Raw genomic sequence first — 26,770 nt, 5'->3', positions numbered from 1 at the left:
CTTAAGGCTCTGCCAGTAAATGCCCTTATAGGGCTAGAGCAGACCACCCGTTTTACGGGTGGTCATGATTTACTTATTTTATCGCTTAATGTTGATTAACTCCTGAAGCATTTCATCAGAGGCTGTAATAATTCTTGAATTTGCCTGAAAACCTCTCTGGGTTATTATCATCTGCGTAAACTCCTCAGAAAGATCTACATTAGACATTTCCAAATATCCTGGTGCAATGGTGCCTCTGCCACCGGTACCGCTTTCCCCAATTTGCGGTTCGCCAGAGTTATTTGAAGAGCGATACATGTTTTGCCCCGCCTTAATCAAGCCTGCAGGGTTGTCAAAATTCGCAATGGCAACCTGGGCTAATGGCCAGCTGCGACCGTTGTCAAAAATGCCTGTTATTACGCCTGATGTATCGACTGTAATTCCTGTAAGAGTCCCCGCGGTATATCCATCTTGATAAGTCATATCAATATTTGTTTCTTTAGCGTACTGTGTAATACCTGAAAAATCGACTGTAAATTCAACATCGGCAGCACCAGTGCCAGGTGTAAATGTAACAGGATTATCGACCGTGGAATTGGCAGAATCATATGTGCCGTCGGTAGCAAAAGCTATTGTACCAGTATTATTTTGAACTGTAATAGTTCCATCCTCATGGGTGATTTCATAATCCCACTTATTATCAGCTGTCTTGGTAAACGTAATCGTCAAATTATGTGCACATCCAATGGAATCATACACCTTAAAAGGAATTGAGTATGTCCCTCCACTTTCTGTTTCAGCATTAAGGTTTTTTGAAAAATAAACCTCTGTGGTATCAGATGGCTGAACCATCATTCCCTTTCTTATTTGTATTGGGCCAATATCCTGCGGCGATCTGTCGCTAGGAAGTTTAAAATCATCAGTCTGCCAGCCCAGTACTTTTAAGCCATTCGCTGTATTTACCAAATTTCCATTTGTGTCAAATCCAAAATTCCCCGCTCTCGTATAATATTGATCAAGACCCTCGCCTTGCAGGATAAAGTATCCATCGCCTTCAATGGCCATATCGGTCATGTTGCCGGTAGATTCAGCACTGCTGGGAGAATGTATAGTATCTATTGAAGCAATAGTCATACCGAGCCCTACCTGCATGGGATTTGTCCCGCCGCGGTTTCCTTGTGGAGCCGCCGCTCCTCGCATGGTTTGGCTTAAAGTATCCTGAAATGTCACTCTGCTCTTTTTGAATCCTACAGTATTTACATTTGCAATATTGTTGCCTATAACATCCATTTTTATCTGATGATTTCTAAGGCCTGTGACCCCAGAAAACATTGACCGCATCATACAAAATTCCTCCCTTTTTCGGTGCCTGCTCCTTCAGTCATTCCAGAGCATTAAGCCTCCTTGCGGTCCAGCTTATAAAATTACGGCACCGTCTATATTTGTAAAAACATTTTCTTTTATGCTGTCTCCGTCCATAGCTGTAATTACAGTCCTATTTTTAATGCTGACAACAAAGGCTAAATTGTCCATTAGTATAAGGGATTCTTTAACACCCTTTTGGCTGGCTTTTTCAACAGCATTGCTGAGCATGGTTTTTTGCTTTTCTGTTAATCTTATATTTCTCATATTCATGCGCATTTGGGCATGCTGGGAAATTTTAAGCTCTTTTTCTTCGATTTTTTGTTGAAGAATCTGTTCAAAGCCATTTTTATTAACCTGCTGTTGCTTGTTTACCCCTTGTGTAACCGGTGAAACACCTATAAGCCCGGTATTTATTTTAGTATAATCTTGCACTTGCCCCACCTCTTTATCTAATCTCAGCTACGTTTTCAATGGGCACCTTCACTTCATTATCTTCATTTTCAATTATTAGGCTTACGCGCCCCCTGTCAAAAGCAATGCCCTTTATAGTACCTTCTATTTCTACCTGTTCTACTATAGCTTTTGCCGTTTTGCCAATGGTGCTTATTGCTGAAAGGTTAGCTATTTGCACATTTAGATTTTGCATCTGCTCTAAAGAACTAAATTGTGCTAGCTGCGCTATGTATTCTTTGTTATCCATGGGCTCCAGCGGATTTTGGTATCTGAGCTGAGTAACTAAGAGTTTTAGAAAGTCGTCTTTGCCTAAATAGGTGGAACCCAATTTTTGCTGTTGATTTGACTGATTCGAAACATCGTATGTCGTGTTGATCTCCGTCATGGTCTCCCTCCTTACGCCATTAGATTAACATTGCTGGTAGCTTCCCATAGACTAAAATTGTCTGTTGCTGCCACAAAATTTTCGTCCTGATGCCTGTAAAAGTATGCTTTTGGTTTTTTCGCTTCATATTGGTTGTTGCTGCTTGATTGGTGATTAAAGGCCCCCATTTCCAAGCCATTTTCTGACATCTCGTATACATTTATTTCAGAAAAGTTATAGCCCTGCTGGCGTATTTGATTTTGAAAATCTAGGGTCTGAGCCTTTAACATAGACCTTATTTGTGAGTTTGCTACAAAAAGTTCTGCTTTTAACTTACCCCTATCTGAAATTACCTTGATTAAGACATCTCCCAAATAATCAGGTTTCAACCTAACTCTTACTTCCTGCACATCGCCCTTTAATGCAAACTGAACTTTGTCTGTTAGCTGTTCAAAAATATCCTGCATATCATAAGTGTATGTTGGCGCTGTAACCACACTTGAATCCGAGTTATCCATTGATGTTACAAGAGCTGTTTGCGTATTAAATGATAAAATATTGTTTTGCTGCAAATTATTAGACTCAATTGGCAATTGGGCGTGATTCTGTAATTTATCTACAGCGGCACTTACCTCTTCTACATTTTTTAGTTCGACCTTAATTTGAAGTGCTTCGTCTTTTGCTAAATCATCTGTTTTTGTTTCCAGTTTAAATCGACGAGTATCAGAGGTTTCTTTTATTACGTTTTCGCTAAGGTTTTGTCTTTTTGCTTCCACAACCATACTGTTTTTTACTTGTAAATCGATGTCACTTTGTGTTTCTAGCCCATCAGAAGAATGAGTTATTAAGTTTTTGGTCTCTAGCACCTTATAAATCATATCTTTTAAAGAATCCATATCCATGTCAGTTTCATCAGCCAATGCTTTTCTAAGTGCAATATAAAACTTTTCAATAGTATCTTCTTTGATATTTCCGGTTATATTGAATTCCTTGATTATAGCTTGCCAACATGTGTTTAGTTCATCTGCCGTCAATTTTACATCAAGGTCAATTGTCCCTAAATCCATGAGAAGATTTTGTAGCTCTTTAGGTAGCAGTGTTTCTAAATCTCTTGGAACAATATCAATGTTAAATAGGCTTAATAGCTGTATTAAAAGTGCATCTGTATCTTTCTCTTTTGTTTCATCATTTAAAGGCTTTTTTGTAATGCTCTCCATGTTTTCTAACAACTTGCGAAAATCTTTTTTGCTTGATGCAGTATGAGTTTTTAGATTTTCAGGTGCCTTTGGCTCACCAGCTGTTAACTGATATACCTGTAATGCAAAATCCACTCTCTTCACCTCCTTCTCTTGGTATATTTATATTATTGTTATTACAAGCCGCTCATTTTTTTGGTAATTTCAGCGGCCCTTTTTGCATCGAGGTTTGCAAGTATTTCTGAAACCACTTCTTTTTTCATGTTTTGAAGTAGCTGTATCAACAATTCATCTTCCATATTTTCCAAAATACTTGCAGCATTTCTGGGCTCCATCAATTCGTAATATCGTGCTAAGTCTTTAATGTTTTTTAAGGTAGTCTCAATCTTTTCTTTCTCAACATCAAGCTGTTTTTCTAACGCGTCAAGCTCAGCCTCCCGCTTTGCAAGTTGAGCTTCTTTATCAGCGAGTTTTCTTTTTTGATTTTCAATTTGGTCCCACTCGTCTTGTATTCTCGCTTTTTCTTCTTCAAGTTTTTCTTGCGGATTTTCTTCTTGATGTGATACTGCTCTACTTACAACTGGGACCTTTGACAAAGCGGTCTTAATGGGATGAGCATTGCTTAAGTTTTTAATATATAAAAAACCAAATGATGCTAACACAATCACTAAAAAGATAGTTATTCCAATTATGATCGTTTTGCCGTTAACTATATTTTTCATTAAGAAATTTCCTCTCCTAAACGGCTATAATTTACATTCGCCAATTCATCACTGATTTTTTGTTCTTCTCTATTCAACATAAAATTATATTCTGTATATCGTTGCTCTTTTAATTTCTCATATATTTGTCTTTCGCGTCGACACCTGAGAAAGTTTTCTTTGCTTTTCTCATAAACTTCTTCCGCCTGTTTTACCATATCTTGTTGATTTTTTATGAGAAATGATAAATCAATGGCAAAAATACCATATTCAGATATATCTTTAATATTAGCAGAAGAAAGAAGCTTTTTGTCAAGAGCTATACGGGTATTTTTTTGTACATTATTCAATTCATACAAACGGTTTTCTTCCATCCGTTTTTTAAAGATTGCCTGAGATAGTTCCTGTTTTTCGATTTTTTCTTTTAGCTGCTTTATTCTTAAAGGTGTTTCCAAACTAAAATTGAATCTTTTCATCAATTCACTTCCTCAAAGATTTTTTCCAATGCAGCCAAAGTCCTATCAAAATCCATTTTTTCTTCTATGCTCTGCTTGAGGAATTCTTCTATCTGGTCAATGTACTTTAAGGCTTCATCAATCTTAGGATTATTTCCCTTTGCATACGCCCCTATATTTATCAGATCCTCGGCTTCTTTATATACAGCCAGGATATTCTTTACCTTTCCTGCCAGCCTGCGGTGCTCAGGTGTGACAATGCTATTCATGAGCCTGCTAACACTTGAAAGTATATCAATAGCAGGGTAGTGATTTTTATTAGCTAAGGCCCGAGATAAGACTATATGCCCATCTAAGATACCGCGGACGGCGTCCGTTATAGGTTCATTTAAATCATCGCCATCAACAAGAACAGTGTATATGCCTGTAATTGAACCTTTAGAAGAGGTTCCTGCCCTTTCCAAAAGCTTTGGCAGTGTTGCAAAAACCGAAGGGGTATACCCTCTTGTTACAGGTGGTTCTCCTGCAGCTAAACCTACTTCTCTTTGGGCCATAGCAAATCTAGTAACCGAGTCCATCATCAACAGCACATCTTTGCCTTGATCCCTAAAGTATTCAGCTATGGCTGTTGCAGTAAAAGCTGCCCTTGTTCTGAGAAGTGGTGGCTTATCTGAAGTTGCAACAACTATAACGGACCTTTTTAAACCTTCTTCGCCTAAATCGCTTTTTATAAAGCTGTTTAATTCTCTTCCTCGCTCACCTACTAAGCCAATAACATTAATATCGGCTTTTGTATTTCGTGCTATCATACCCAAAAGGGTGCTTTTGCCTACGCCGCTACCGGCAAAAATACCCAATCTTTGGCCCACGCCGCAGGTTAAAAATGCATCAATGGCTCTAATCCCAAGGGGCATAGGCCGCTTAATTAAAGGCCGTTCTACAGGATTAGGTGGATTGTTTAAAACAGGATAGCTTTGTTTTGTTTTTAGTGGTCCCTTACCATCAATGGGATTTCCAAGTCCATCTAATACCCTGCCTAGCAATTCCTCTCCTACTGGGACCATCATTTTTTTTCTGGTGGCCTCTACTTCCCAGCCTGGCCCCAAGTCTTCCATATCCCCTAAAGGCATTAAAATCACGGTTTCATCTCGAAAACCTACAACTTCTGCCAATAGGGTTTTTGGATTATTAGTTGATTTTATTATACAAATTTCTCCCATCTCCGCAGGCGGGCCTTCGGATTCAATTGTCAAGCCTACGATTTTGGAAATCCTGCCTTTGGGCTTTATTGTAACTATATCGTCTAAAATTGAATGAACATAATCAAAAAGAGAACTTTCCATCATATTACTTCCAATTCCTTTAATGTTTCAGCAATGTTTTCAATCTGTGTGTGTATTCCTGCATCTATTTCAAAATTCGGTCCAGTTATTATGCAGTCACCGGAAGATAGCATAGGATCTTTTAATAGGGTAATCGAATTTTGCCAACTTTTAAGTTCAGAAACTAGGGGGGCAACTTTATCATAATCAGATTCAGCGATCCTAATGAGAGCCTCTTTTGCCTCCCCAACTTCTTGAAGGCCTTTTTTTATGAGCTCTAATAAATATTCATTGTCTAGTTCAATGGCTTTACCTAAAATTTTTTCCGCAACAGCAATTGATAGTTTGAGACACTCTTTTTCTAAATGGCTTCTAAAAATCATATTTTGTTGCTGAATCTCTTGTACAGCTTTGTTGAGTTCTAGTAAATGCTTACCCCAAATGGTTTCCTGTTCCTTTCTTCCAGCTTCAAAGCCTGCTTCATACCCTTTGTCAAAAGCAGCTTTTTCAATTTCTTCTTTTTCTGCCTCTGCTTTTGAGATAATTTCTGTCGCTTGAGCTTTTGCTTTTTCAATAATTTCGCGTGCTTTAATCACCGCTTCATCCAGTAACTGTTTGCTTTCATCTTCAAAAAACTTGTAACAGGAAAGCTCAGTTTTATTTAAAATTAAATATTTATTAGCTTCATTACTTTTACTTGGTTTTTCAATTGGAATATCAGGTCCCTTTATCTGCAGAGGATTGTCCCTTTCAAAAGTGACAAACTTTAAGACCTTAGACAATTATTTCATCACCACCGCCTCGGGAAATAATTATTTCTCCAGCATCCTCTAATTTTCTGATGATGTTTACTATCTTCTGTTGTGCTTCTTCAACATCTTTTAATCTTACAGGACCCATGTATTCCATATCTTCTTTTATCATTTCAGATTGACGCTTAGACATATTATCAAATATCCTCTTCTTAACTTCCTCACTGGCACCTTTTAAAGCCAATGTCAAATCTTGATTATCAACCTCGCGCAAGGTGCGCTGTATAGATCTGTTGTCCAGAGTAAGTATGTCTTCAAATACAAACATACGACGCCGAATTTCCTCAGCCAATTCTGGATTATCCACTTCCAAAGCCTCAATAATGTTCTTTTCAGTACCCCTGTCGACATTATTGAGTATGTTAACAACTGCTTGGATACCGCCCACACTCGTGTAGTCTTCTGTTACCACTGTTGCCATTTGACGCTCTAAAACTTTTTCAACTTCTAATATTATATCAGGGGAAGTCCTGTCCATTGTTGCCACACGTCTTGCAATGTCCACCTGTTTTTCCGGCGGAAGAGAGGAAAGAAGTGAGGCAGATTGTTGCGGCGTCATGTATGTCATAATAAGGGCTATGGTTTGTGAATTTTCATTCTGTAAAAAATTCAGCAACTGAGACGGATCCGCTTTTCTTATGAAATCAAAAGGCCTTACCTGTAATGATGATGTAAGTCGATTTATGATTTCTACCGCTTTTTGAGTGCCTAAAGCTTTTTCCAATACCTCTTTTGCATATTCAATTCCGCCTTCAGTTATATAGTTTTGCGCAACCAACATCTGGTAAAACTCTTCTAAGATATCATTTTTTTGCTCAGTTGATACTTTGGCTAAATTAGCTATTTCAAGAGTCAGTTGTTCAATGTCTTCTTCTCTTAAAAAGCGGTAGATATTTGCTGCAATTTCCGGTCCTAGCGACACTACTAAAATAGCCGCTTTTTGCCTTCCAGTCAACTTGTTCTGAGCCATAAATCCACCTCTAATCTTCGCTAAGCCATGTTTTTATAACTTTGGCAACATCTTCTGGGTTTCGCCGAGCATGTCTTTCTATTTTCTTGTAAATATCGTTGTCCCTAGTTTCTAATGACTCTTCTTCCATTTTAGCAGCTGCAGCTTGCTGCATGACAAGCATTTCCTCTGCTAGTTGTTCCTCTTCTTGTTTTGTTTTCCTTCGGTTCAGCATAGTTCTTATGATAATAAACGCTAATAGAGCTGTTAGAGCAATTCCGGCAATTATAAAATATCTCATGCGCTGCTGTTCCCTTTGCTGACGAGCAAATTCATCTGCAAAAAGTTTGACCATATCATTCTGAAATTCCATACCTTCTACAGAAATCTGATCTCGTTCTGGATCATAGCCAATAGCATTTCCAACCATCATTGCAATTGATTCTTTTTCTCTCTCATTTAATTCTCGGTTTACAACTACAGATACAGTAAGTCTATTAACTGCTCCTGGCATAACTGTAAGAGTTTCCAGCGTTTCATTTATATCAAAATTCTTAATGACTTCGGTTCTTTGCTGCTCTACAGGTCCAGTTTCTACTTGCGCATATCCAGGCACTACGTTTGAACCTACTCCCGGCTCTCCACCCGCTGCAGTACCATTTCCACTAAAATGTTCTCTTAACTCTTGAATGCTTCTAACTATTCCTTCACCCGTTTCTTCATTGACAGGGGTAAACAATTTGTTTTGCACTGTCTTTTTATCGAAATTTAGCTCAGCGCTTACTCTAACGGCCACATTGCCGGGACCAAATACCTGCTCTAGTAAGGATTGAACATTTGCTTGAAGTTGATTTTGAAAATTATTCTGAACGATTAATTGATTGCTTATAGATTCAGGCGAATCTTCGTCTTGTTCAAAAGGAATATTTGAAAGGGTCCTTCCATATTGATCCACTACTGTTACATTTTCAGGCTTCATATTTTTGACTGAATAAGTAATAAGGTTTATAATGCCCCTTACTTCTTCTTTGGTCATTTCATGACCGGGTTTGACCTGTAAAAAAACTGCAGCTGAAGGCTCATAATTTGAATTCGGTTCTATAAAAAGCGATTCTTCCTGCTGCACAATATAAATTTTTGCTCGCTCAACAGATTCCATCATTTCTATTGCTCGCGAAAGTTCTCCCTGCAAAGCTTGATTGTATTGTATACGTCTTTCCCATTCAGTAGTTCCCAATCGCGATTGACTAAAAACTTCATCAAAGCCTATAGAGCCACCTTTAGGTAAACCTTCTTGAGCTAGCATCAACCTGATCTTATATTTTTGCTCGGGGTCAACCAAAATGGTCTTCCCTTCGTCTTCAAGCTTATGAGGTATGTTGTTTTCCTCAAGTTTCTTAACTATCTCTGCTGCTTCCTTAATATCAAGATTGGAATATAAAGTTACATACTTAGGTCTGCTTATGATATAAAGCATCATACTGGAAACTATAACTATAATAAGTGCTGAAGCAACGATTTTAATTTTTTGCGCCCTATTTCTTCTTTGCCAAAACTCACTAGCTTGATGCTTTATTTTTTGAAAATCCATGGCTTACACCTTGCCTACTATATCTGCATTCTCATAATTTCTTGGTATGCTTCCATCGCTTTATTGCGTATTTGCAGAGTAAGCTCCAGTGATAGCCTGGCTTTTTCTCCTGCAATAACGACATCATGTAAATCAACATCATCCATAAAAAGATGTCTATAAAGCGCTGTTTCATATTCGTTTTGATATGTATTTACCGACTCAAGTGCATCTTTTAGCACTTGACTAAATGATTTTTCCCTCTGTGCTTTAACGCCCCCGAAGTTACTTAGATCATTGTTAATAGCTTTGCTGTCAATTACTATCTTCAATGGTTTTTTCTCCTTTCAAGCTTGATAATAATTATATCTTGCCTATTTCAAGGGCTTTGCTAAGAATGCTTTTTGCAGAATTGATGGCTGTTGCGTTAGCTTCATAACTCCTTAGAGCCGATATCATATCTACCATTTCTGTAACAATATTTACATTAGGCAATCTAACATATCCATCTGCATCAGCATCAGGATGCGTGGGGTCATACAAGATTTTAAACGGCGAAGTGTCTTTTTCTATTGAAACCACTTTTACACCTGCAGGTTTGCTGTTACTAAAATACCTGCTGTTGCTTAAAAACTCTCGAAACTGCTTTTTGTTATTTTCCTGGAAGATTACCCTTTCTCTTTGATAGGGACCTCCTTCATTGGTTCTGGTGGTGTTGGCATTGGCAATGTTGTTTGAAATAACATCAAGCCTGAGCCTTTGGGCAGTCATTCCAGAAGCACTAATGTCCATCATATCAAACATTCCCAAGGTTTACTTCCTCCCTTCGCTGATGACAGTTTGGAGCATTTTAAAGTTTTTATTTATCTGTTCAGAAATTATATTATAGGAAATGGTGTTCTTTGCCATTTCCACCATTTCCTTGTCAATGTCAACATTGTTGCCATCGTTTCTATAGCTATATGTTTGGTCACGATAAACTTTGGGTTTAATTTCCATTAACTGTTTTTTTGGATCTATATGTTTTTCATTTGTGATTGCTAAAGGGATTCTGTGCCTGTTTAAATTGCTTTTCAGCAATTCTTCAAAAGATATATCGTACCTCTTATAGCCAGGAGTATCGACATTTGCAAGATTATTTGAAATAAGTTGGTGTCGCTTCATTTTAACATCTAGCAAACTACCTAGAAAATCTATCTTGCTGAACATCTCGGTCAAATTCTATCACCTTCCATTACAGGTTACCAAAGGCATTTATGGAATTTTTTGTTTAGTATATAATTAGACAAAAATCGCCAAAGTCCTTCTTTAAAATCCAATAATTTCTAGTTTTTTTACAAGAAAAATTCCAAGTTTTGTAATAAAAAGTCATATTAGAGCTTATCAGCACAAAAATCTCTTTTAAAAATGCTCGTATAAACAACAAAAAAAAAGCAGCTATGCTGCTTTTTTTGTTTATTAATGCCTTACGTTCTTACCTTTTTTAATTCTTCAAGGAGCTTATCATTTAGAATCTTTATGTAAGTTCCTTTCATTCCAAGGGAGCGGGATTCGATTACTCCTGCACTTTCAAATTTTCTTAAAGCATTTACTATTACTGACCTTGTAATACCGACTCTATCAGCAATTTTGCTTGCCACTAGAAGTCCTTCATTGCCGTCTAGTTCTTCAAAGATGTGTTCAACTGCTTCCAGTTCTGAGAAAGACAAAGTGCCTATAGCCAACTGAACAACTGCTTTCTTTCTGGCTTCTTCTTCAATTTCTTCACTCTTAGACCTTAATATTTCCATGCCAACAACAGTTGCGCTATATTCTGCAAGTACTAGATCTTCTTCTGTAAACTCATGTTTAAATCTAGACAGCACTAATGTGCCGAGTCGCTCTCCACCACCATTAATTGGAACAATGGTTGTTAAATTATCCTTCTGACTTGATTCATCCTTGCTCTGGAAAATGTAATCAGGTGAATCTGGAGAAATGTTCGATTTTGTTTCATGCACATCTAGTAATTTGTCATTGATTTCTTTGGGGAACATCTTCTCTTCTAAGATATCTTCCTCAAGTGCATTGCATTCATAGTCTTCTAAGAGATAATATCCTAAAATTTTCCCCTTGCGACTGGCTACATATGCATTTGATGATAAAACCTCGCCAAGGCTTTTGCATACATCGTTAAAGTCTACAGGATATCCTGCAGATCTCTGTAAGAGTTTGTTAATTCTTCTAGTCTTTTCTAATAAGCTTTTACTCATTTTCAATTCCTCCTATATTACTTTTTCTTTTATGTAATGAAAACTAAATGTGGTTTGTTTGCATTTATAAAATATACATGCTGAGATCTTTGTCTTTTATAATATCTTTTAATTTCTGGTTGACATATTTCGCGTCAATAGTTATTTGTCTTTGTGACAATTCTGGTGCCGCAAATAAAATATCTTCCAGTAATTTTTCCATTATTGTAGCAAGACGTCTTGCTCCTATATTCTCAGAGTGTTGGTTGACATATACTGCCACTTTTACTATTTCATCAATAGCATCTTCAGAAAAGTTGATTTTTATACCTTCAGTTTCAATTAAAGCAGTATATTGTTTAATTAGCGAATTTTTGGGTTCTGTCAAAATCTTTTTTAAATCTCTCTCAGTTAAGCTTTTTAGTTCAACTCTAATCGGAAAACGTCCTTGCAGTTCAGGTATTAAATCTGATGGTTTCGAAATATGAAACGCACCAGCAGCTATAAATAAAATGTGGTCGGTCTTAACGGGACCATATTTTGTTATAACAGTAGAACCTTCTACAATTGGCAGAATATCTCGTTGCACACCCTCTCTGGAAACATCCGGGCCGTGCGACTCTTTACCAGCTATTTTATCGATCTCATCTATGAAAATTATGCCGGAGTTTTCGGCTTTTTCGATGGATTCATTTATTACTTCATCCATGTCTATTAATTTTTGAGCTTCTTCTTGTGTCAGTATCCTCCGGGCATTTTCGATAGTGACTTTACGCTTTTTTCTGCGCTTAGGGATAAGACCTCCAAACATATCCTGAAAATTAATTCCCATTTCTTCCATGCCAGAAGCCGAAAAAACCTCAAGCATAGGGGGTGTCTTATCCTCTACTTCAATTTCTATTAGCTCTTTATCTAAGCTGCCATCTTTTATTTTCTCTAGTATTTCTTTTTGTTTTTCTCTAGCGCTGTTTAGCTTCTCTTTGTAAATTTCATCATCGTTGTAATTAGATTTTGATGTTGCTCCAAAAATAGCTTCAAGAGGATTTATTGATGGATTTTTTTTAGGAATAGGATATAAAATTTCTGCAATCCTTAGATCCGCAAGCTCTCTTGCCTTATCTTTTACAGCTTCCATCTTTTCTTGTTTGACCATTCTTATTGACGTCTCTACTAGGTCCCTTACCATAGATTCTACGTCTCTTCCAACATAACCCACTTCTGTAAATTTAGTTGCCTCCACTTTTACAAAAGGTGCATTTACAAGTTTTGCTAGCCGCCTAGCTATTTCAGTTTTACCTACACCTGTAGGCCCTATCATGAGAATATTTTTAGGAGCCACTTCCTCCTTAATTTCATCAGGCAGCATTTGCCGTCGATATCTATTTCTGAGTGCTATGGCTACAGATTTTTTAGCTTCATCCTGACCTACAATATACTTATCTAACTCTTCTACTATTTTTTGGGGTGTTAGATTTTCCAACTATCGCCACCTCCTCATAGGGACTCAACGGTAATGTGATCATTAGTGTAAACACATATTTCAGCTGCAATTTTCAATGATTCTTCAACTATTTTTTCTGCAGATAAATTAGAATGCCGATTTAGCGCTCTAGCAGCAGCAAGAGCATAGGGCCCACCCGATCCTATAGCTGCTATTCCATCATCGGGTTCAATGACCTCTCCGTTGCCTGATATTATTAATATATGTTCTTTATCGGCTGCAATTAGCAACGCTTCTAATCTTCGCAGCATTTTGTCCATGCGCCATTCTTTAGCAAGCTCAACTGCAGCTTTTACTAGATTGCCATGATATTCTTGAAGTTTTCCTTCAAATTTTTCAAAAAGTGTAATCGCGTCGGCTACAGAACCAGCAAAACCAGCAAGGATTTTCCCATCGTAAATTTTTCTTATTTTTTTTGCATTATGTTTCATAATAGTATTCTGACCGAAGGTTACTTGACCATCACCGGCAATGGCAGCACCTTTTTCATTTACCATTGCCAATATTGTTGTAGCCGAAAACATATTAAAGCCCCCTTTCTCTGTTTCGCTTAATTATGGGGAAATGTTTTATCATAAACCTCTTTTAATCTGTCCTTTGTCACGTGTGTATAAATCTGCGTTGTTGACAAGCTTGAATGCCCCAACAATTCCTGCACTGTTTTTAAATCAGCACCGTTGCTTAGCATATGGGTTGCAAAGGTATGTCTCAAAGTATGAGGACTTATATGGCTGTTTAGTGCCGCAACTTTTACATATTTTTCTATAATCCTTCTTACACTTCTATCTGACAGAGCTGTACCGTTTTTATTTAAAAATAAACTGTCACATTCAATGTTTTTTACTAAATATGGCCTGCTTTTTTTCAGATATTCTTCTAAACTTTCGGCAGCTTTTTGCCCAAAAAATACTATTCTCTCCTTTGAACCTTTGCCAAAAACAACAATAAAATTGGCTCCAAAGTTTATATCACTAGTTTTCAGCGAAACCAATTCCCCTACTCTCATTCCCGTAGCATATAAAAGTTCAAGTATTGCCCTATCTCGAATTCCTAATATATCGTTATTAGGTGCTGATAGGAGTGCTTCAATCTCTTGAGGGTATAAAAATAGAGGAAGTCTTTTAGATGTCTTAGGTGCATGAACTGCTTTGGCAACATTTTGCTTGGTTAAACCTTCAACCGTCAAATACTTGTAAAAACTTCGCAGCGTAGATAACTTCCTAGCTATAGTTCGCTTTGAGAGCTTCCTGTCTGTAAGGTATGCCAGAAACCCTCTAATATGTAAGTGATTGACATTTATCAGGACAGGTTCAGATAGTTTTTTTTCTTTTAAATATTCTAGAAACTGGGAGAGGTCTTCTGCATAAGCTTTTGTCGTATTTTCCGATTTGGTCTTTGTAGCTCTTAAATAATTTATGAAGCTGTCGATAAGTTGATCATCCATCCTATCAACCTCTCAATTAACATTTAATATACTATCATAAGTTTAAAATTAATGCAAGATTAAATTCTAAATTATTTATATATTAGTTTGTTAATTTTTTTTGAAAAAACTTCTTCATAATTCGACAATTTTTCTAATGGATTCCAGTGCTCGCTCACTTAACATTTTTTTTCGAAGCGTTTTATCTTTTACTTTATTTGGAAGTTGAGGTAGGATACCAAAATTTGCCTTCATCGGCTGAAAGTTCGCAGGGTCGGCAGATGTTATGTAATTTAGCAAAGCTCCAATTATGCTCTCTGTCGGCATCACCATAGGCTCTTGGCCGTTTATCAGTCTTTTCATGTTTAATCCCGCAACTATACCTGAAGCCGCTGATTCTATATATCCTTCGACCCCTGTTATCTGTCCTGCAAAAAATATTCCATTTATAGCTTTGAGCTCTAAAGTTGGTTTTAAATGTATTGGACTTGAAATAAAGGTATTTCTGTGGATAAAACCGTAACGTACAAATTCGGCCTCCTCCATACCGGGAATAAGGCCGAAAACCCTTTTTTGTTCCGTCCATTTTAAACTGGTTTGAAAACCTACAATATTAAGTAAAGTACCTTCGTTATTTTCTTTTCTTAATTGCACTACAGCAAAGGGCTGCTTGCCCGTTTTTGGATCTATTATGCCGACAGGCTTTAAAGGCCCAAAAAGCAAGGTATCATAGCCACGCTTGGCCATAACTTCAACAGGCATACACCCTTCAAAAAACATGGGCTTTTCAAAGTCTTTCAAGGGATGGGTCTTTGCAGTAACCAGTTCATTATAAAAAACATCGTATTCGTCGCGTGTAAGCGGCAAATTGACATAATCTGCATCACCTTTATTGTATCGAGATCCCCAAAAAGCCTTATCCCAATTGATAGACTCAGCTGTAACTATAGGTGCAGCTGCATCGTAAAAATAAAGATGCTCATTGCCTAAAAGCTCTGCGATGGCTTTTGACATAGCTTCAGAAGTCAGTGGACCTGTCGCAATGATTGCAGGAGGTTCTGGAATTTCACACATTTCTTCAATATGAAGCTTTATATTAGGATGGTTTTTTATAATTTCAGTTATATTAGAAGAAAATTTTGTCCTATCAACAGCTAAAGCAGCACCAGCAGGAACCCGTGTGCTTTCTGCTACTTTCATTACTATAGAATCAAGCATTCTCATTTCCTGTTTTAAGAGGCCGGCAGCATTTGTGATTTCATCTGATCTTAATGAATTACTGCATACCAGTTCTGCTAATCTATCCGTATGATGTGCAGGAGTTGATTTAATGGGTCTCATTTCATATAAATCAACTTTAATACCGCTTTGTGCTAAATGCCAGGCAGCTTCACAACCAGCAAGACCGCCGCCTATTACTTTAACTCGTTCCACAGTGTCACCTCTCAAAACTATTTAGATTTAAAACCACATTCCTTATTTAAACAAACTTCATATTCCCTATTCTTATCTTTTTTTATGACCATAGGTCCGCCGCACTGAGGACATAATTTTCCGCTCGGCTTTTCCCAGGAAACAAATTTACATTTTGGATAATTGGAGCAGCCGTAAAAAGTCCTTCCGCGCTTAGATTTTCGAACAACTAAACTGCCTCCGCATTCAGGACAGTTCACACCTATTTCGGTTAAAAGAGGTTTTGTATTTTTGCATTCAGGAAAGCCAGGGCAAGCTAAAAATTTACCGTACCTGCCCCTTTTTATAACCATGTTTCTTCCACAAAGCTCGCATTTTTGGTCGCTTACTTCATCTTGTATTTTTACCTTTTCAAGTTCTTGTTCGGCCATTTTTACTTGTTGGTCAAAGGAAGCATAAAAAGATTTTAGAAGCTCTTGACGATTTTGCTGACCGGACTCAATTTTATCCAGCTGTTCTTCCATTTCAGCAGTAAAATCTATATCAACTATGTCACTAAAAAATTCTCGCAAAATCTGCACTACTATTTCTCCCAGTTCCGTAGGTTTAAAGCGGCCGTTTTCCTTTTCCACGTAACCTCGTTTTTGTATAACGTCAATTGTAGGTGCATAAGTGCTGGGCCTACCTATGCCCTTTTCCTCAAGTTCTTTAACCAGCATGGCCTCAGTGTATCTGGACGGAGGTTGTGTAAAATGCTGTTCCGGGAGTAATTCAAGTAACTTTAATGTCTGACCTTCTTCTAGATTTGGAATTTGGTTTTCTTCTTTTTCCGGTTCTTCGTCAGAGTCCTCGTAGTAAAGCAGCATAAACCCCTGAAATTTAATGGTAGAACCTGAAACCCTAAAAATATACTCCCCTGCTTTAATGTTGACAGAGACTGTATCGAATACAGCAGGAGCCATCTGACTGCTTGTAAACCTTTCCCAAATGAGTTTATATAATCTATACTGATCTTCTGTAAGAGAATCCTTAACTTTTTCCGGTGTTCTAAATACCGATGTAGGTCTTATGCCTTCATGGGCATCTTGTACATTTTTTTTATTTGTTTGCCTCGCTTGCCCACTGCCCAAATAGTCTTTACCAAAGTTGCTTTCTATATATTTTGCAGCTTCCAGCTTTGCCTGTTCTGAAACTCTAGTAGAGTCGGTTCTCATATAAGTAATGAGACCTACAGTTCCTTCGCCCTTTATATCTAAGCCTTCATATAGCTGCTGGGCAATCATCATGGTTTTCTTGGCGGAAAAGCCTAATTTTCTTGCAGCTTCCTGCTGCATACTGCTAGTTGTAAAAGTGGGAGATGGCGTTCTTTTTCTGGTTCCTTTTTTAACTTCTACAACGTAAAATTTCTCATTCTTTAATTCATCTAATATTTTATCTACTTGTTGCTTGTTTTCAATTTCAAGCTTGTCATTATTTTTTGAGTGTAAACGTGCTTTGAAATTACTATTTCCATCTGATAAATCAGCATCAATAGTCCAATATTCTTTTGGAATAAATTCCCTAATTTCCTTTTCTCTGTCGCAAATTATCCTAACAGCCACAGACTGAACTCTGCCTGCACTAAGACCCCATTTTACCTTTCTCCAAAGTATGGGACTTATTTTATAACCTACTAATCTGTCCAATATTCTCCTGGCCTGCTGTGCTTCCACCAAATCTATATTTATTTTCCTGGGATGTTTAATAGATTCAAGTACCGCATCTTTCGTAATTTCGTGAAATTCAATTCTACACGGCTTTTCCTCAGGTAGGCCCAGCGCATTGGCTAAATGCCAAGAAATAGCTTCACCTTCTCGATCCGGGTCAGTGGCTAGTAAAACCTCTTCTGCCTGGGCTGCTACTTTTTTTAAATTGTTTAACAGCTGACCTTTTCCCCTTATAGTGATGTATTTAGGTTCAAAACCTGATTCTATATCAATGCCAAGTTGGCTCTTGGGTAAATCTTTTATATGGCCCATAGAAGCTTCCACTTTATATTTTTTACCCAAATATTTGCTTAAGGTCTTTGCCTTGGCTGGAGATTCAACAATAATTAAGGATTTTGACATTAAAACCACCTTTTGTGTTTCAGTAACTAATAATATATTATAATAACTTTATTTGTTAAAAGTCAATTTTTAACGTAATAGCCTCCAGGAAGAGCTTGAATAAGGCCCTTGAGTTCAAGGCGAGTAAGGATTGCATTTACATCACGGGAATTGCTTTGCGTCTTTTCTATAAGTTGCTCTATTTGTATGGGTTGATAATCTATAAGTTCAAATATAGCCCTTTCAGGAACAGATAGTTTGTTTAAATCAAATTCTTCTTTTCCGTCCCTATTATGAATTCTTTCCAAATATAGTTCATCTAATATATCATCTGTGTTTTCTACTAGCTTCGCTCCCTGCTTAATTAACTTATGCGTTCCACGACTATAGGGGCTAAAAATATTTCCCGGAACTGCAAACACTTCTCTGCCTTGTTCCAATGCAAATTCTGCGGTTATTAATGAACCGCTTTTCTCAGCAGCTTCTACAACTAAAGTTCCCAAAGCCAACCCACTTATAATGCGATTTCTTGCGGGAAAATTCATTGGAAGAGGCACTACTCCAAGAGGAAAACTTGAAATTACGGAGCCGCACTCTATTATCCTTTGCATTAAAGCTACATTTTCTGGAGGATACACAATATCAAGTCCGCAGCCAAATACTGCAGTAGTTGGCCCTCCAGCATCTATAGCTCCTTTGTGTGCAAAAGAATCTATGCCCCTTGCCATACCGCTAACTATATTTATATTCATTGATGCCAATTCTTTTGCAAAATTTATTGCAACACGTCTTCCGTATGCAGAAGCCTTTCTAGACCCAACTATTGCTATTGCATTATTATCTAAAACGGGCCTTTGCCCCTTTATATACAATACGGGTGGAGGATCGTAGATTTGTTTTAGCTGCTCCGGGTAGTCCTCATCAAATAATGTGATTATCCTAATTCCTTGTTCTTCAGCTTTTTCGATTTCCCTATGAGGTTCAATTTTTGATTTATATGCTATTATTTTTTCACAAATTTTTTCCCCAATTCCCGGAATTTCTAACAAATCATTGGGTTTTGCCTTCATAAAATCAGAAAAAGACTTAAACCTTTCAGCCAAACTCTGTATTTTTAAAGACCCTAAGTCCGGAATTAAATTTAAAGCGACTAAGAGCAAACCGTCTTCTTTCATGATAACCCCCTTTTATAATATCAATCATAGAAATAGTGTGCTGTATTTGCCAAATTTTATAAAGTCTGCCCCGGCACTCTCCAAATAGCGAGCCTCTCTGCTAGAGCAGGCCAAGTAATCTCAGTGCTTGAGAAATACGATTACTTGTGGCATGTCCCCTTCGGCCATAAACAGAATCTAGCAATTGCCCCACAACGCAATGCATTAAACTCAAATATCATATTCTAAGGTTTTGGTAGTATTTATCTATATTTCTATACTGCAATGCTTCAGCTAGATGATGTTCTTTAATGGAGCTTTTATTATCCAAATCGGCAATGGTCCTAGCAACCTTTAATATTTTATTATACGCTCTAGCAGTAAGTTTCATATTATGAAAGGCTTCCTTCATGAGAAGTTTACCGTCCTTATCTAATTTACAGTATTTATGTATAAGATTAGGAGTAAGCTGTGAATTGCAATGAATATTTTGACCTTTGTATCTTTCTAGCTGTATTAATCTCGCAGCTTCAACCCGCTTTCTAATTGTCTCTGAATCGGTAGTGCTGGGACCTTCCAAATCGGAATATTTTACAGGTGCAACTTGTAACTGCAAATCGATCCTGTCCATTAAAGGCCCGGAGATTTTTGAAAGATATCTATTGATTTGATGAGGCGAGCAACTGCATTCATGAAATGGATCTCCGTAGTATCCACAAGGACATGGATTCATGGCCGTAACTAACATAAATTTGCATGGATATGTAATAGTAGCATTTGCACGGGCTATTGTTACTTTTCCGTCCTCTAAAGGCTGTCGCAATAGCTCCAGCACATCTCTAGGAAATTCAGGAAGCTCATCTAAAAAAAGGACTCCATTATGAGCAAGGGTTATTTCTCCCGGTTTCGGTATGCGGCCTCCGCCTACCATTCCCACATTTGAAATTGTATGATGCGGAGCCCTAAATGGTCTTTGCCTAATTAGTCCAGAGTGGTTAGAAAGCAAACCGGCAATGCTGTATATTTTCGTCAGCTCTAAGGATTCTTCAAAAGTCATTGAAGGCAGAATCGTAGGAATTCGCCTTGCTATCATTGTTTTGCCAGAACCAGGAGAACCAATCATGGCTATATTGTGATGCCCTGCTGCAGCTATTTCAAGACAGCGCTTTAAATTTTCCTGACCCTTTACTTCGGAAAAGTCTCCATCAAAAGTAACACTTTGTCTTTGGTCGTCTTTTACAACTTGATTTTTCTTTGGTTTAAACTCACCATTAAAAAAAGCTACTGCTTCACTTAAAGAAGTTACCCCTATTACGTTGATACCCTCTATTACTGAAGCCTCTTCATCATTTTCTAAGGGAACTACAACACCCTTTAACCCCTTTTCCTTTATTTCAATGGCCATTGGCAAAACGCCATTTACTGGCCTTACCTTTCCATCTAAAGAAAGTTCTCCGATAATTGCATAATCTGTCAGTGCTTCAATAGACATTTGAGAAGTTGCAGCTAAAATCCCCAAAGCTATAGGCAAATCAAAATGGGGCCCCTCTTTCCTTATATCTGCCGGTGCTAGATTTAAGGTAATTCGCTTTATGGGAAAATCAAAATTTTGGTTTTTGATGGCCGCTCTAACTCGCTCTCTGGACTCTCTAACTGCTACATCCGGAAGGCCCACTATGTCAAAAGCCGGAAGGCCACTTGAAATATCTACCTCTACATCAACTAAAAAACTTTCCAGACCGAATATTGAGCAGCTTTTAACCTGGGCAAGCATTAAACCACCTCTCAGAAGGCATTTTCAATGTGGTCTATCTTGATATCCTGGTCATTCGGTATCAGTATATCTATTACATCAAATCTGATATTAGAAAAGACGGGAGTTTTCTTATTAATATAGTACAAAGCCGCTTTTTTTAACTTTTGCTGTTTATAGAAATTTACCGCTTCCATACCTCTTCCGAAATTGGTTGAACTTCTTGTTTTGACTTCCACAAATACAATGCTATTTTTATCTTTTGCTATAATGTCAATTTCCCCATAGCAGCAGCTAAAATTCATTTCAAGTATCTTATAATTTTTATTTTTAAGAAATTGGGCAGCACACTTTTCTCCAATTGCTCCAAGCTGTTTATTGTTCAATTTACATATTCAACCCCTTAATTGAAAAACTCTTACGGTGAATAGGACAAAAGCCGTACTTTTTTATGGAACTTATATGTTCTTTTGTGCCGTACCCCTTGTTTTTCAAAAACCCGTATTGCGGGTACACCAAGTCGTATTCTCGCATTATCCTATCTCTTTCAACTTTTGCTACAATTGATGCTGCGGCAATACAGGCACAAAGGCCATCTCCATGCACTATTGCCTCCTGAGGAATATCCAAGTCCGGTATTTTTACCCCATCAACCAACACATACTCGGGTTTCACAGGAAGTTTGCATAATGCATTTTTCATTGCCATAAAAGTCGCATTTAAAATATTGTGGCTGTCTATGTATTGAACGTCTACAAAGGCATGGGCAAAAGCAATAGCTTTACTTTTTATATCTTCATAAATCTTTTCCCTTTTATTTTCGGTTAATTTTTTTGAATCGTTCAGACCAACTATTTCCGTATCCAAAGCAAGAATAACCGCTGCCGCCACAACAGGGCCTGCCAAAGGGCCCCGGCCAGCCTCGTCTACCCCAGCAACCAAAGTATAGCCTTTTTGCTGCAATTTCCTTTCGAAATCATACAATTTATGCAGCCTTGCTTGCTCTTTTTTAAGATCCATTTTGCATTCCCTCCTCAAACAATATCTTGATTCGATATGCCAGCCCAGAATCCTTCTTTTTCTTCAGGCTTCTCTAACGATAATGGCCCTAACTTTCCCTGTCTAAATTCATTTAATAAAGTTTTAACACTCCTTTCAATATCATAAGTTCCTCCACTTTGTAAAAATCCGCGACTCTGGGCTATTTTCTCCAAAACCTTCATCGGAGGGATACTAGCGTCAACATCGTATCTTAACTTAAGTCTATCAGGATAATATATAGATAAATACTTTATGAGTATTACTGCAAGTTGTTGCAAATCTAACAATTCCTCTTTTATAGAACCCAATAATGCAAGCTTAATGCCAACAGCCTTATCATCAAATTTAGGCCATAAAATTCCCGGAGTATCTAGTAGTTCTAAGCGGTCGCTTACTTTAAGCCACATTTTACTACGAGTTACACCTGGCTTGTCGCCTGTTTTAGCACTTTTTCTTCTTGCCATTTGGTTAATTAAAGAAGATTTTCCCACATTAGGTATGCCTATAATCATACATCGCTTTGGAGCTAATATGGTTTTTTTCTTTGCGCTTTCAATCAAGCTAAAAAGTCTTTTAAAGCCGGATTTTCTAAGTGCATCTACTGCCACAGCTTGAAATCCCTGTTCTTTGAAAAACTTTATCCAAGATTCAGTAACTCCTTTATCGGCTAAATCGGCTTTATTTAATACGGTAATAACATCTTTACTGCCCACTAAACTATCGATATCTGGAAGATGTGTGCTAAGGGGTGCTCTTGCATCTACTAATTCTAATACAACATCAACCAACTTTATATGCTGTTTTATCATTTTTTTTGTTTTAACCATATGACCGGGATACCATTGTATATCCACGCAGATCACCTCCAGAGAAAATAATAAAAGGGACTTTCTCAGTCCCTATCTTGTATTCTGGCAGCTTTACCTCTTAGTTTTCTCAAGTAATAAAGCTTTGCTCTACGCGCTTTACCTTTCTTTACAACTTCAATTTTATCTATACGAGGCGAGTTAACAGGAAATATCCTTTCAACACCTACGCCATAGGATATCTTGCGAACTGTAAAAGTTTCTTTTAATCCACTGCCTTTTCTGGCAATGACAGTTCCTTCAAAAACCTGTATTCTCTCGCGGCTACCTTCCACAACCTTAGTGTGGACTCTTACTGTATCTCCCGGTCTAAATTCAGGGATATCTTTCCTAATTTGTTCTTGTTCCACAAGAGTAAGCAAATCCATCTCTCCATTCCCTCCTTCTGCGCGATATATAAGTATCTCAGCCACGACAATTATAACATAAAGGACTTTTGTTGACAATCAATACTACTCTAATAAATTTTTGTCCAAATCAGTTAACTTAAGTTTCTCAAATAAGTCAGGTCTCTTTTCCCGTGTTCGCTTTAAGGCTTCTTTTCTTCTAAATAGCTCTATTTCTTTATGGTTGCCGGAAAGAAGCACATCCGGCACTTTAAGACCTCTATATACTTGAGGCCTTGTATACTGAGGATATTCTAACAGGCCGTTATAAAAAGATTCTTCTTCAGGTGACTGACTGCTCCCTAAGACACCGGGCACAAATCTTGCTACAGCATCTATTATGGCCAGCGCAGGAATTTCTCCACCGGTCAAAATGAAATCACCTATAGAAATTTCGTCAGTGATTAATGTCTTTACTCTTTCATCAATGCCTTCATAATGGCCACAAATAAAAATGAGATTTTTCTCATTAGATAAATTTCGAGCAAGTTGCGTGTTAAAAACTTGGCCCTGGGGAGACAGCAGTATTATCCTGCGATTTTGGCCGTCGATTTTTTTTTCAACGTATTCCACAGCTTCAAATATGGGTTCAGGTTTCATAACCATCCCGCAGCCGCCGCCATAGGGATAGTCATCAACTTTTTTGTGTTTGTCACGGGAAAAATCCCTTATGTTTATTAACTCAATTTGTATCAAACCATTATCAATGGCTCGCTTAATTATACTGACATTAAAAGGGCTTTCAAAAAACTCGGGAAAAAGTGTGAGAATGTAAATTTTAAGCATTATAACATCCCTTCCAGCGGCTGAATTATCATTTTTCCGTTTTCTAAATCAATTTTCTTGACAACTTGCTTGATTGCTGGAATGAGGACTTCCTTTTGGTCTGGTGTCTCAACCGCATACACATCATTAGCTCCAGTCTGCAGCACGTCTTTGACAGTGCCAATGTAATTACCTGACTCATCAAAGACGCAAAGCCCTATAATGTCACATATAAAGTAACGATCTTTTGGCAACTTTACAGCATGCTTCCTTTGAATCTTAAGATAGTATCCTCTTAAAGCTTCAGCTTCCTGCCTTGAATTTATGCCTTCTAACTTTATAACGGGAAAATAGTCTTTTAAAAAAATAACCGATTCAATTTGATAAAAGACAGCGCTATCAGCAAATTCAATGAAAACTTCAGGCAAAGACTTAAACCTCTTAGGGTCATCAGTCAAAGGTTCTACTTTAACCTGACCCCGAACACCCCAAGGACAAATGATTCTACCTACAGTAAGAGGTTTTTCTTTATCCCTCAAGGTTATTTTCTCCTTTGAAATAATCCTAAGTTTGCACAAGAGGGGTAGGTACACCCAACCCCTAAGCAATTATATAATTTCTACAACGACTCTTTTGCCTTCCTTGGCAGCTGCTGCTTTAACGACTGTGCGAATCGCTTTAGCAATTCTTCCCTGTTTGCCAATAACCTTTCCCATATCCTCGGGATCTACTTTTAGTTCTAAAATTACGGACTGCTCACCTTCCACCTGATTAACGCTTACATTTTCAGGATGATCTACCAAGGCTTTTGCAATGTATTCCACTAATTCTATCACAGACATTTCCTCCTTTTAAGTTACATATAATTGATTATAGGGATTAGGATTCACTTTCTGATTGCTGTTTTTCTGCTTTTTTATTGTCAGCCAGTATCCCAAGATAATTAAATAAGTACTTTACGGTATCGGTGGGAATGGCTCCTTTCTTAAGCCAATCAATAGCCTTCTCTTCATTAATTTTAACCTGTATTGGGTCTGTCAATGGGTTATAGTAGCCAATTTCTTCGATAAATCTGCCATCTCTAGGCATACGGCTATCAGCCACAACGACTCTATAAAAAGGCTTTTTCTTAGCACCCATTCTTTTTAGTCTGATTTTTACTGCCATTTTCTCACCTCCTTCTATAAGCCGAAAAATGGAAACCTGCGCTTACTCTTTTTCCGGCTTTTTTCCATTCCTGTAAACTGTTTTATTATTTTTTTAGTTTGATCATACTGCTTTAGCAGTCTGTTCACATCTTGTATAGAACAGCCGCTGCCTAAAGCTATACGCTTACGGCGACTGCCATTTATAATTGAAGGATTACTTCTTTCTTCTGGAGTCATTGAATTAATAATGGCTTCTATTCGAACAAGCTCTTTGTCATCAAATTCGACACCCTTTAGTTTCTGGAGGGAAAAGCCAGGTATCATATTTAGTATTTGGTCAAAGGAACCCATTTTCTTGACTTGTGTCAGTTGCTCCAAAAAATCATTTAAATCAAAGGTCTGTGTTTTTAATTTTTGTTCAAGCTCTTTTGCTTTCTTTAAGTCTAAATCTTGAGTTGCCTTTTCAATGAGGGTTAAAACATCACCCATTCCAAGAATTCTAGACGCCATTCTGTCAGGGTGGAAAACTTCTAAATCATCAAGTTTTTCACCCATTCCTACGAATTTTATAGGACAACCGGTAACAGCCTTAATTGAAAGTGCAGCACCGCCGCGGCTGTCACCGTCTAATTTCGTCAATATTAATCCTGTAAGGGCAAGTCTCCTGTTGAATTCCTGAGCTACATTTACTGCATCCTGACCCGTCATACTATCTACAACAAGCAGTATTTCACTGGGATTTACTGCTTCTCTTATATTAGACAGTTCATCCATCAGTTCATCATCAATGTGTAACCGCCCTGCTGTATCTATAATCACCACATTATAATTGTGTTTTTTTGCATATTCAACAGATGCCTTTGAAATATCAACTGGATTTTGCTGACCCATTGAAAAAACAGGTAATTTGAGTTTTTCTCCTACCACTTGAAGCTGGGTTATTGCTGCTGGCCGATATATGTCGGCAGCTACTAAAAGGGGCCTTTTCCCCTCTTTTGAAAGCAAATTACCGAGCTTACCACAAGTTGTCGTCTTTCCTGAGCCTTGGAGACCTACTAACATTATAACAGTAATATCTTTTGAAAAACTGATCTTACTTTGCTCAGAGCCCATCAAAGCGGTTAACTCTTCATTTACTATTTTTATAACATGTTGTGCTGGAGTTAAACTCTCCATAACTTCCTGGCCTATTGCTCGCTGAGTAATTCGAGAAATCAGGTCTTTTACAACTTTAAAGTTTACATCGGCTTCCAAAAGCGCAAGCCTAACCTCTTTCATGGCCTGATTTACATCAGCTTCAGAAAGTTTTCCCTTTCCGCGAAGCTTTTTAAAAATATCTCCTAACTTCTGAGTAAGTGATTCAAAAGCCAATTTATACACCACCTTCTTTGAGCAATGAGGCCACACGGTTGTAAATATCCTTATATTTTTCTTTATAATCCGTGGCCAGCCCCGGCTCTAACTCTTCAAGAAGTCTAAGGGTTTCCTCAATTTCTTTCTTTCGGACTAAATATTTTTCCACCATACCTAACTTCTTCTCGAAATTTTGTAATATGTTTTGAGAACGGCGCAGAATATCATGGACTCCCTGCCTTGTTATGCCGTTATTTTCTGCAATTTCGCCAAGGGATAAGTCGTTTATATAGTACTGTTCAAAGATATCCTTTTGTTTCTTTGTTAAAAAATCACCGTAATAATCAAATAATAGATTGAGCTTCGTAATATTATCCACTTAAGTCACCTGTAAAGTATTTATCCTTTACACCTGTTTTATTTTACATGAAGTCTCATATTAAGTCAACTGTTTAGGAAAAGTTTTTGTTGTTATTCTGTGAT

General features: G+C 37.6%; 31 protein-coding genes. All 31 read right to left on the bottom strand.

Features of this window, described 5'->3' with window-relative positions; translation table 11 throughout:
- Positions 1–78: 78 nt before the first annotated feature.
- Positions 79–1,323 (bottom strand): flagellar hook protein FlgE, encoded by a 1,245-nt coding sequence (locus JT739_RS07450; protein ID WP_237660477.1) that lies wholly within the window; start codon positions 1,321–1,323, stop codon positions 79–81.
- A 72-nt stretch (positions 1,324–1,395) separates the two neighbouring features.
- Entirely contained in the window at positions 1,396–1,776 is a 381-nt protein-coding gene (locus JT739_RS07445; RefSeq protein ID WP_237660476.1) for a TIGR02530 family flagellar biosynthesis protein, read from the bottom strand.
- Between the two features lie 13 nt (positions 1,777–1,789).
- Positions 1,790–2,182 (bottom strand): flagellar hook capping FlgD N-terminal domain-containing protein, encoded by a 393-nt coding sequence (locus JT739_RS07440; RefSeq protein ID WP_237660475.1) that lies wholly within the window; start codon positions 2,180–2,182, stop codon positions 1,790–1,792.
- An 11-nt stretch (positions 2,183–2,193) separates the two neighbouring features.
- Positions 2,194–3,492, bottom strand: coding sequence for a flagellar hook-length control protein FliK (locus JT739_RS12925; RefSeq protein ID WP_237660474.1), 1,299 nt, complete (start codon positions 3,490–3,492; stop codon positions 2,194–2,196).
- A gap of 41 nt (positions 3,493–3,533) precedes the next feature.
- Positions 3,534–4,079 carry a MotE family protein gene (locus JT739_RS07430; RefSeq protein ID WP_237660473.1) on the bottom strand — a complete coding sequence of 182 codons (546 nt, stop codon included), beginning with the start codon at positions 4,077–4,079 and terminating at the stop codon, positions 3,534–3,536.
- Positions 4,079–4,534 carry a flagellar export protein FliJ gene (gene fliJ / locus JT739_RS07425; protein ID WP_237660472.1) on the bottom strand — a complete coding sequence of 152 codons (456 nt, stop codon included), beginning with the start codon at positions 4,532–4,534 and terminating at the stop codon, positions 4,079–4,081. The genes JT739_RS07430 and fliJ overlap by 1 nt, the downstream gene beginning before the upstream one ends.
- Entirely contained in the window at positions 4,534–5,859 is a 1,326-nt protein-coding gene (gene fliI, locus JT739_RS07420; RefSeq protein WP_304650969.1) for a flagellar protein export ATPase FliI, read from the bottom strand. Before fliI ends, fliJ begins: the two co-directional genes overlap by 1 nt.
- Positions 5,856–6,617 (bottom strand): FliH/SctL family protein, encoded by a 762-nt coding sequence (locus JT739_RS07415; protein WP_237660471.1) that lies wholly within the window; start codon positions 6,615–6,617, stop codon positions 5,856–5,858. The genes fliI and JT739_RS07415 overlap by 4 nt, the downstream gene beginning before the upstream one ends.
- A complete protein-coding gene (gene fliG, locus JT739_RS07410) occupies positions 6,610–7,617 on the bottom strand; it encodes a flagellar motor switch protein FliG (protein ID WP_237660470.1) in 1,008 nt (335 codons plus the stop codon). Before fliG ends, JT739_RS07415 begins: the two co-directional genes overlap by 8 nt.
- A 10-nt stretch (positions 7,618–7,627) precedes the next feature.
- A complete protein-coding gene (gene fliF, locus JT739_RS07405) occupies positions 7,628–9,187 on the bottom strand; it encodes a flagellar basal-body MS-ring/collar protein FliF (RefSeq protein ID WP_237660469.1) in 1,560 nt (519 codons plus the stop codon).
- Positions 9,188–9,204: 17 nt separating this feature from the next.
- Complete coding sequence (fliE, locus tag JT739_RS07400) at positions 9,205–9,498, bottom strand: flagellar hook-basal body complex protein FliE (RefSeq protein WP_237660468.1); 294 nt, start codon at positions 9,496–9,498, stop codon at positions 9,205–9,207.
- 31 nt (positions 9,499–9,529) lie between these two features.
- On the bottom strand, positions 9,530–9,976 hold the full coding sequence (flgC, locus tag JT739_RS07395; protein ID WP_370642601.1) for a flagellar basal body rod protein FlgC: 447 nt from the start codon (positions 9,974–9,976) through the stop codon (positions 9,530–9,532).
- Between the two features lie 3 nt (positions 9,977–9,979).
- Positions 9,980–10,375 carry a flagellar basal body rod protein FlgB gene (flgB, locus tag JT739_RS07390; protein WP_237660478.1) on the bottom strand — a complete coding sequence of 132 codons (396 nt, stop codon included), beginning with the start codon at positions 10,373–10,375 and terminating at the stop codon, positions 9,980–9,982.
- A gap of 257 nt (positions 10,376–10,632) precedes the next feature.
- Entirely contained in the window at positions 10,633–11,418 is a 786-nt protein-coding gene (gene codY, locus JT739_RS07385; RefSeq protein WP_237660467.1) for a GTP-sensing pleiotropic transcriptional regulator CodY, read from the bottom strand.
- Positions 11,419–11,482: 64 nt separating this feature from the next.
- Entirely contained in the window at positions 11,483–12,877 is a 1,395-nt protein-coding gene (hslU, locus tag JT739_RS07380) for an ATP-dependent protease ATPase subunit HslU (protein ID WP_237660466.1), read from the bottom strand.
- A gap of 14 nt (positions 12,878–12,891) precedes the next feature.
- On the bottom strand, positions 12,892–13,422 hold the full coding sequence (gene hslV / locus JT739_RS07375; RefSeq protein ID WP_237660465.1) for an ATP-dependent protease subunit HslV: 531 nt from the start codon (positions 13,420–13,422) through the stop codon (positions 12,892–12,894).
- A 26-nt stretch (positions 13,423–13,448) separates the two neighbouring features.
- The gene (gene xerC, locus JT739_RS07370; protein WP_237660464.1) at positions 13,449–14,342 is read right to left on the bottom strand and encodes a tyrosine recombinase XerC; all 894 of its coding nucleotides are present in this window, start codon (positions 14,340–14,342) and stop codon (positions 13,449–13,451) included.
- 114 nt (positions 14,343–14,456) lie between these two features.
- Positions 14,457–15,755, bottom strand: coding sequence for an FADH(2)-oxidizing methylenetetrahydrofolate--tRNA-(uracil(54)-C(5))-methyltransferase TrmFO (gene trmFO, locus JT739_RS07365; RefSeq protein WP_237660463.1), 1,299 nt, complete (start codon positions 15,753–15,755; stop codon positions 14,457–14,459).
- A gap of 17 nt (positions 15,756–15,772) precedes the next feature.
- A complete protein-coding gene (gene topA, locus JT739_RS07360; RefSeq protein WP_237660462.1) occupies positions 15,773–17,842 on the bottom strand; it encodes a type I DNA topoisomerase in 2,070 nt (689 codons plus the stop codon).
- 62 nt (positions 17,843–17,904) lie between these two features.
- On the bottom strand, positions 17,905–18,996 hold the full coding sequence (gene dprA / locus JT739_RS07355; protein ID WP_237660461.1) for a DNA-processing protein DprA: 1,092 nt from the start codon (positions 18,994–18,996) through the stop codon (positions 17,905–17,907).
- A gap of 217 nt (positions 18,997–19,213) precedes the next feature.
- Positions 19,214–20,749 (bottom strand): YifB family Mg chelatase-like AAA ATPase, encoded by a 1,536-nt coding sequence (locus JT739_RS07350; RefSeq protein ID WP_237660460.1) that lies wholly within the window; start codon positions 20,747–20,749, stop codon positions 19,214–19,216.
- Between the two features lie 11 nt (positions 20,750–20,760).
- Positions 20,761–21,114: a YraN family protein gene (locus tag JT739_RS07345; RefSeq protein ID WP_237660459.1), complete on the bottom strand. Its 354-nt coding sequence runs from the start codon at positions 21,112–21,114 to the stop codon at positions 20,761–20,763.
- 1 nt (position 21,115) lies between these two features.
- Positions 21,116–21,748, bottom strand: coding sequence for a ribonuclease HII (locus tag JT739_RS07340; protein ID WP_237660458.1), 633 nt, complete (start codon positions 21,746–21,748; stop codon positions 21,116–21,118).
- A 14-nt stretch (positions 21,749–21,762) separates the two neighbouring features.
- Positions 21,763–22,623: a ribosome biogenesis GTPase YlqF gene (gene ylqF, locus JT739_RS07335; RefSeq protein ID WP_237660457.1), complete on the bottom strand. Its 861-nt coding sequence runs from the start codon at positions 22,621–22,623 to the stop codon at positions 21,763–21,765.
- Between the two features lie 38 nt (positions 22,624–22,661).
- Positions 22,662–23,003 carry a 50S ribosomal protein L19 gene (gene rplS, locus JT739_RS07330; protein WP_237660456.1) on the bottom strand — a complete coding sequence of 114 codons (342 nt, stop codon included), beginning with the start codon at positions 23,001–23,003 and terminating at the stop codon, positions 22,662–22,664.
- A gap of 84 nt (positions 23,004–23,087) precedes the next feature.
- A complete protein-coding gene (gene trmD, locus JT739_RS07325) occupies positions 23,088–23,807 on the bottom strand; it encodes a tRNA (guanosine(37)-N1)-methyltransferase TrmD (protein WP_237660455.1) in 720 nt (239 codons plus the stop codon).
- On the bottom strand, positions 23,807–24,325 hold the full coding sequence (gene rimM / locus JT739_RS07320; RefSeq protein WP_237660454.1) for a ribosome maturation factor RimM: 519 nt from the start codon (positions 24,323–24,325) through the stop codon (positions 23,807–23,809). Before rimM ends, trmD begins: the two co-directional genes overlap by 1 nt.
- A gap of 69 nt (positions 24,326–24,394) precedes the next feature.
- On the bottom strand, positions 24,395–24,622 hold the full coding sequence (locus JT739_RS07315; RefSeq protein WP_237660453.1) for a KH domain-containing protein: 228 nt from the start codon (positions 24,620–24,622) through the stop codon (positions 24,395–24,397).
- 43 nt (positions 24,623–24,665) lie between these two features.
- A complete protein-coding gene (gene rpsP, locus JT739_RS07310; protein ID WP_237660452.1) occupies positions 24,666–24,953 on the bottom strand; it encodes a 30S ribosomal protein S16 in 288 nt (95 codons plus the stop codon).
- Between the two features lie 14 nt (positions 24,954–24,967).
- Positions 24,968–26,305, bottom strand: coding sequence for a signal recognition particle protein (ffh, locus tag JT739_RS07305; protein WP_237660451.1), 1,338 nt, complete (start codon positions 26,303–26,305; stop codon positions 24,968–24,970).
- A gap of 1 nt (position 26,306) precedes the next feature.
- Positions 26,307–26,666: a YlxM family DNA-binding protein gene (gene ylxM / locus JT739_RS07300; RefSeq protein WP_237660450.1), complete on the bottom strand. Its 360-nt coding sequence runs from the start codon at positions 26,664–26,666 to the stop codon at positions 26,307–26,309.
- Positions 26,667–26,770 lie beyond the last annotated feature (104 nt).

The organism is Tepidanaerobacter sp. GT38 (assembly GCF_021991635.1).
GTDB lineage: Bacteria > Bacillota > Thermosediminibacteria > Thermosediminibacterales > Tepidanaerobacteraceae > DTU063.
Note: the sequence above shows the minus strand (reverse complement) of the source record. Positions and strands in the feature narration are given on the sequence as shown.

Bases quoted from the DNA above. Each gene is read 5' to 3' on its own strand.
- JT739_RS07450 (WP_237660477.1), bottom strand. From the start codon at position 1,323: ATGATGCGGTCAATGTTTTCTGGGGTCACAGGCCTTAGAAATCATCAG.
- JT739_RS07440 (WP_237660475.1), bottom strand. From the start codon at position 2,182: ATGACGGAGATCAACACGACATACGATGTTTCGAATCAGTCAAATCAA.
- JT739_RS07430 (WP_237660473.1), bottom strand. From the start codon at position 4,079: ATGAAAAATATAGTTAACGGCAAAACGATCATAATTGGAATAACTATC.
- fliJ (WP_237660472.1), bottom strand. From the start codon at position 4,534: ATGAAAAGATTCAATTTTAGTTTGGAAACACCTTTAAGAATAAAGCAG.
- fliI (WP_304650969.1), bottom strand. From the start codon at position 5,859: ATGATGGAAAGTTCTCTTTTTGATTATGTTCATTCAATTTTAGACGAT.
- fliG (WP_237660470.1), bottom strand. From the start codon at position 7,617: ATGGCTCAGAACAAGTTGACTGGAAGGCAAAAAGCGGCTATTTTAGTA.
- fliF (WP_237660469.1), bottom strand. From the start codon at position 9,187: ATGGATTTTCAAAAAATAAAGCATCAAGCTAGTGAGTTTTGGCAAAGA.
- flgB (WP_237660478.1), bottom strand. From the start codon at position 10,375: ATGTTCAGCAAGATAGATTTTCTAGGTAGTTTGCTAGATGTTAAAATG.
- codY (WP_237660467.1), bottom strand. From the start codon at position 11,418: ATGAGTAAAAGCTTATTAGAAAAGACTAGAAGAATTAACAAACTCTTA.
- hslV (WP_237660465.1), bottom strand. From the start codon at position 13,422: ATGTTTTCGGCTACAACAATATTGGCAATGGTAAATGAAAAAGGTGCT.
- xerC (WP_237660464.1), bottom strand. From the start codon at position 14,342: ATGGATGATCAACTTATCGACAGCTTCATAAATTATTTAAGAGCTACA.
- topA (WP_237660462.1), bottom strand. From the start codon at position 17,842: ATGTCAAAATCCTTAATTATTGTTGAATCTCCAGCCAAGGCAAAGACC.
- dprA (WP_237660461.1), bottom strand. From the start codon at position 18,996: ATGAAAGAAGACGGTTTGCTCTTAGTCGCTTTAAATTTAATTCCGGAC.
- JT739_RS07350 (WP_237660460.1), bottom strand. From the start codon at position 20,749: ATGCTTGCCCAGGTTAAAAGCTGCTCAATATTCGGTCTGGAAAGTTTT.
- JT739_RS07340 (WP_237660458.1), bottom strand. From the start codon at position 21,748: ATGGATCTTAAAAAAGAGCAAGCAAGGCTGCATAAATTGTATGATTTC.
- rplS (WP_237660456.1), bottom strand. From the start codon at position 23,003: ATGGATTTGCTTACTCTTGTGGAACAAGAACAAATTAGGAAAGATATC.
- trmD (WP_237660455.1), bottom strand. From the start codon at position 23,807: ATGCTTAAAATTTACATTCTCACACTTTTTCCCGAGTTTTTTGAAAGC.
- rpsP (WP_237660452.1), bottom strand. From the start codon at position 24,953: ATGGCAGTAAAAATCAGACTAAAAAGAATGGGTGCTAAGAAAAAGCCT.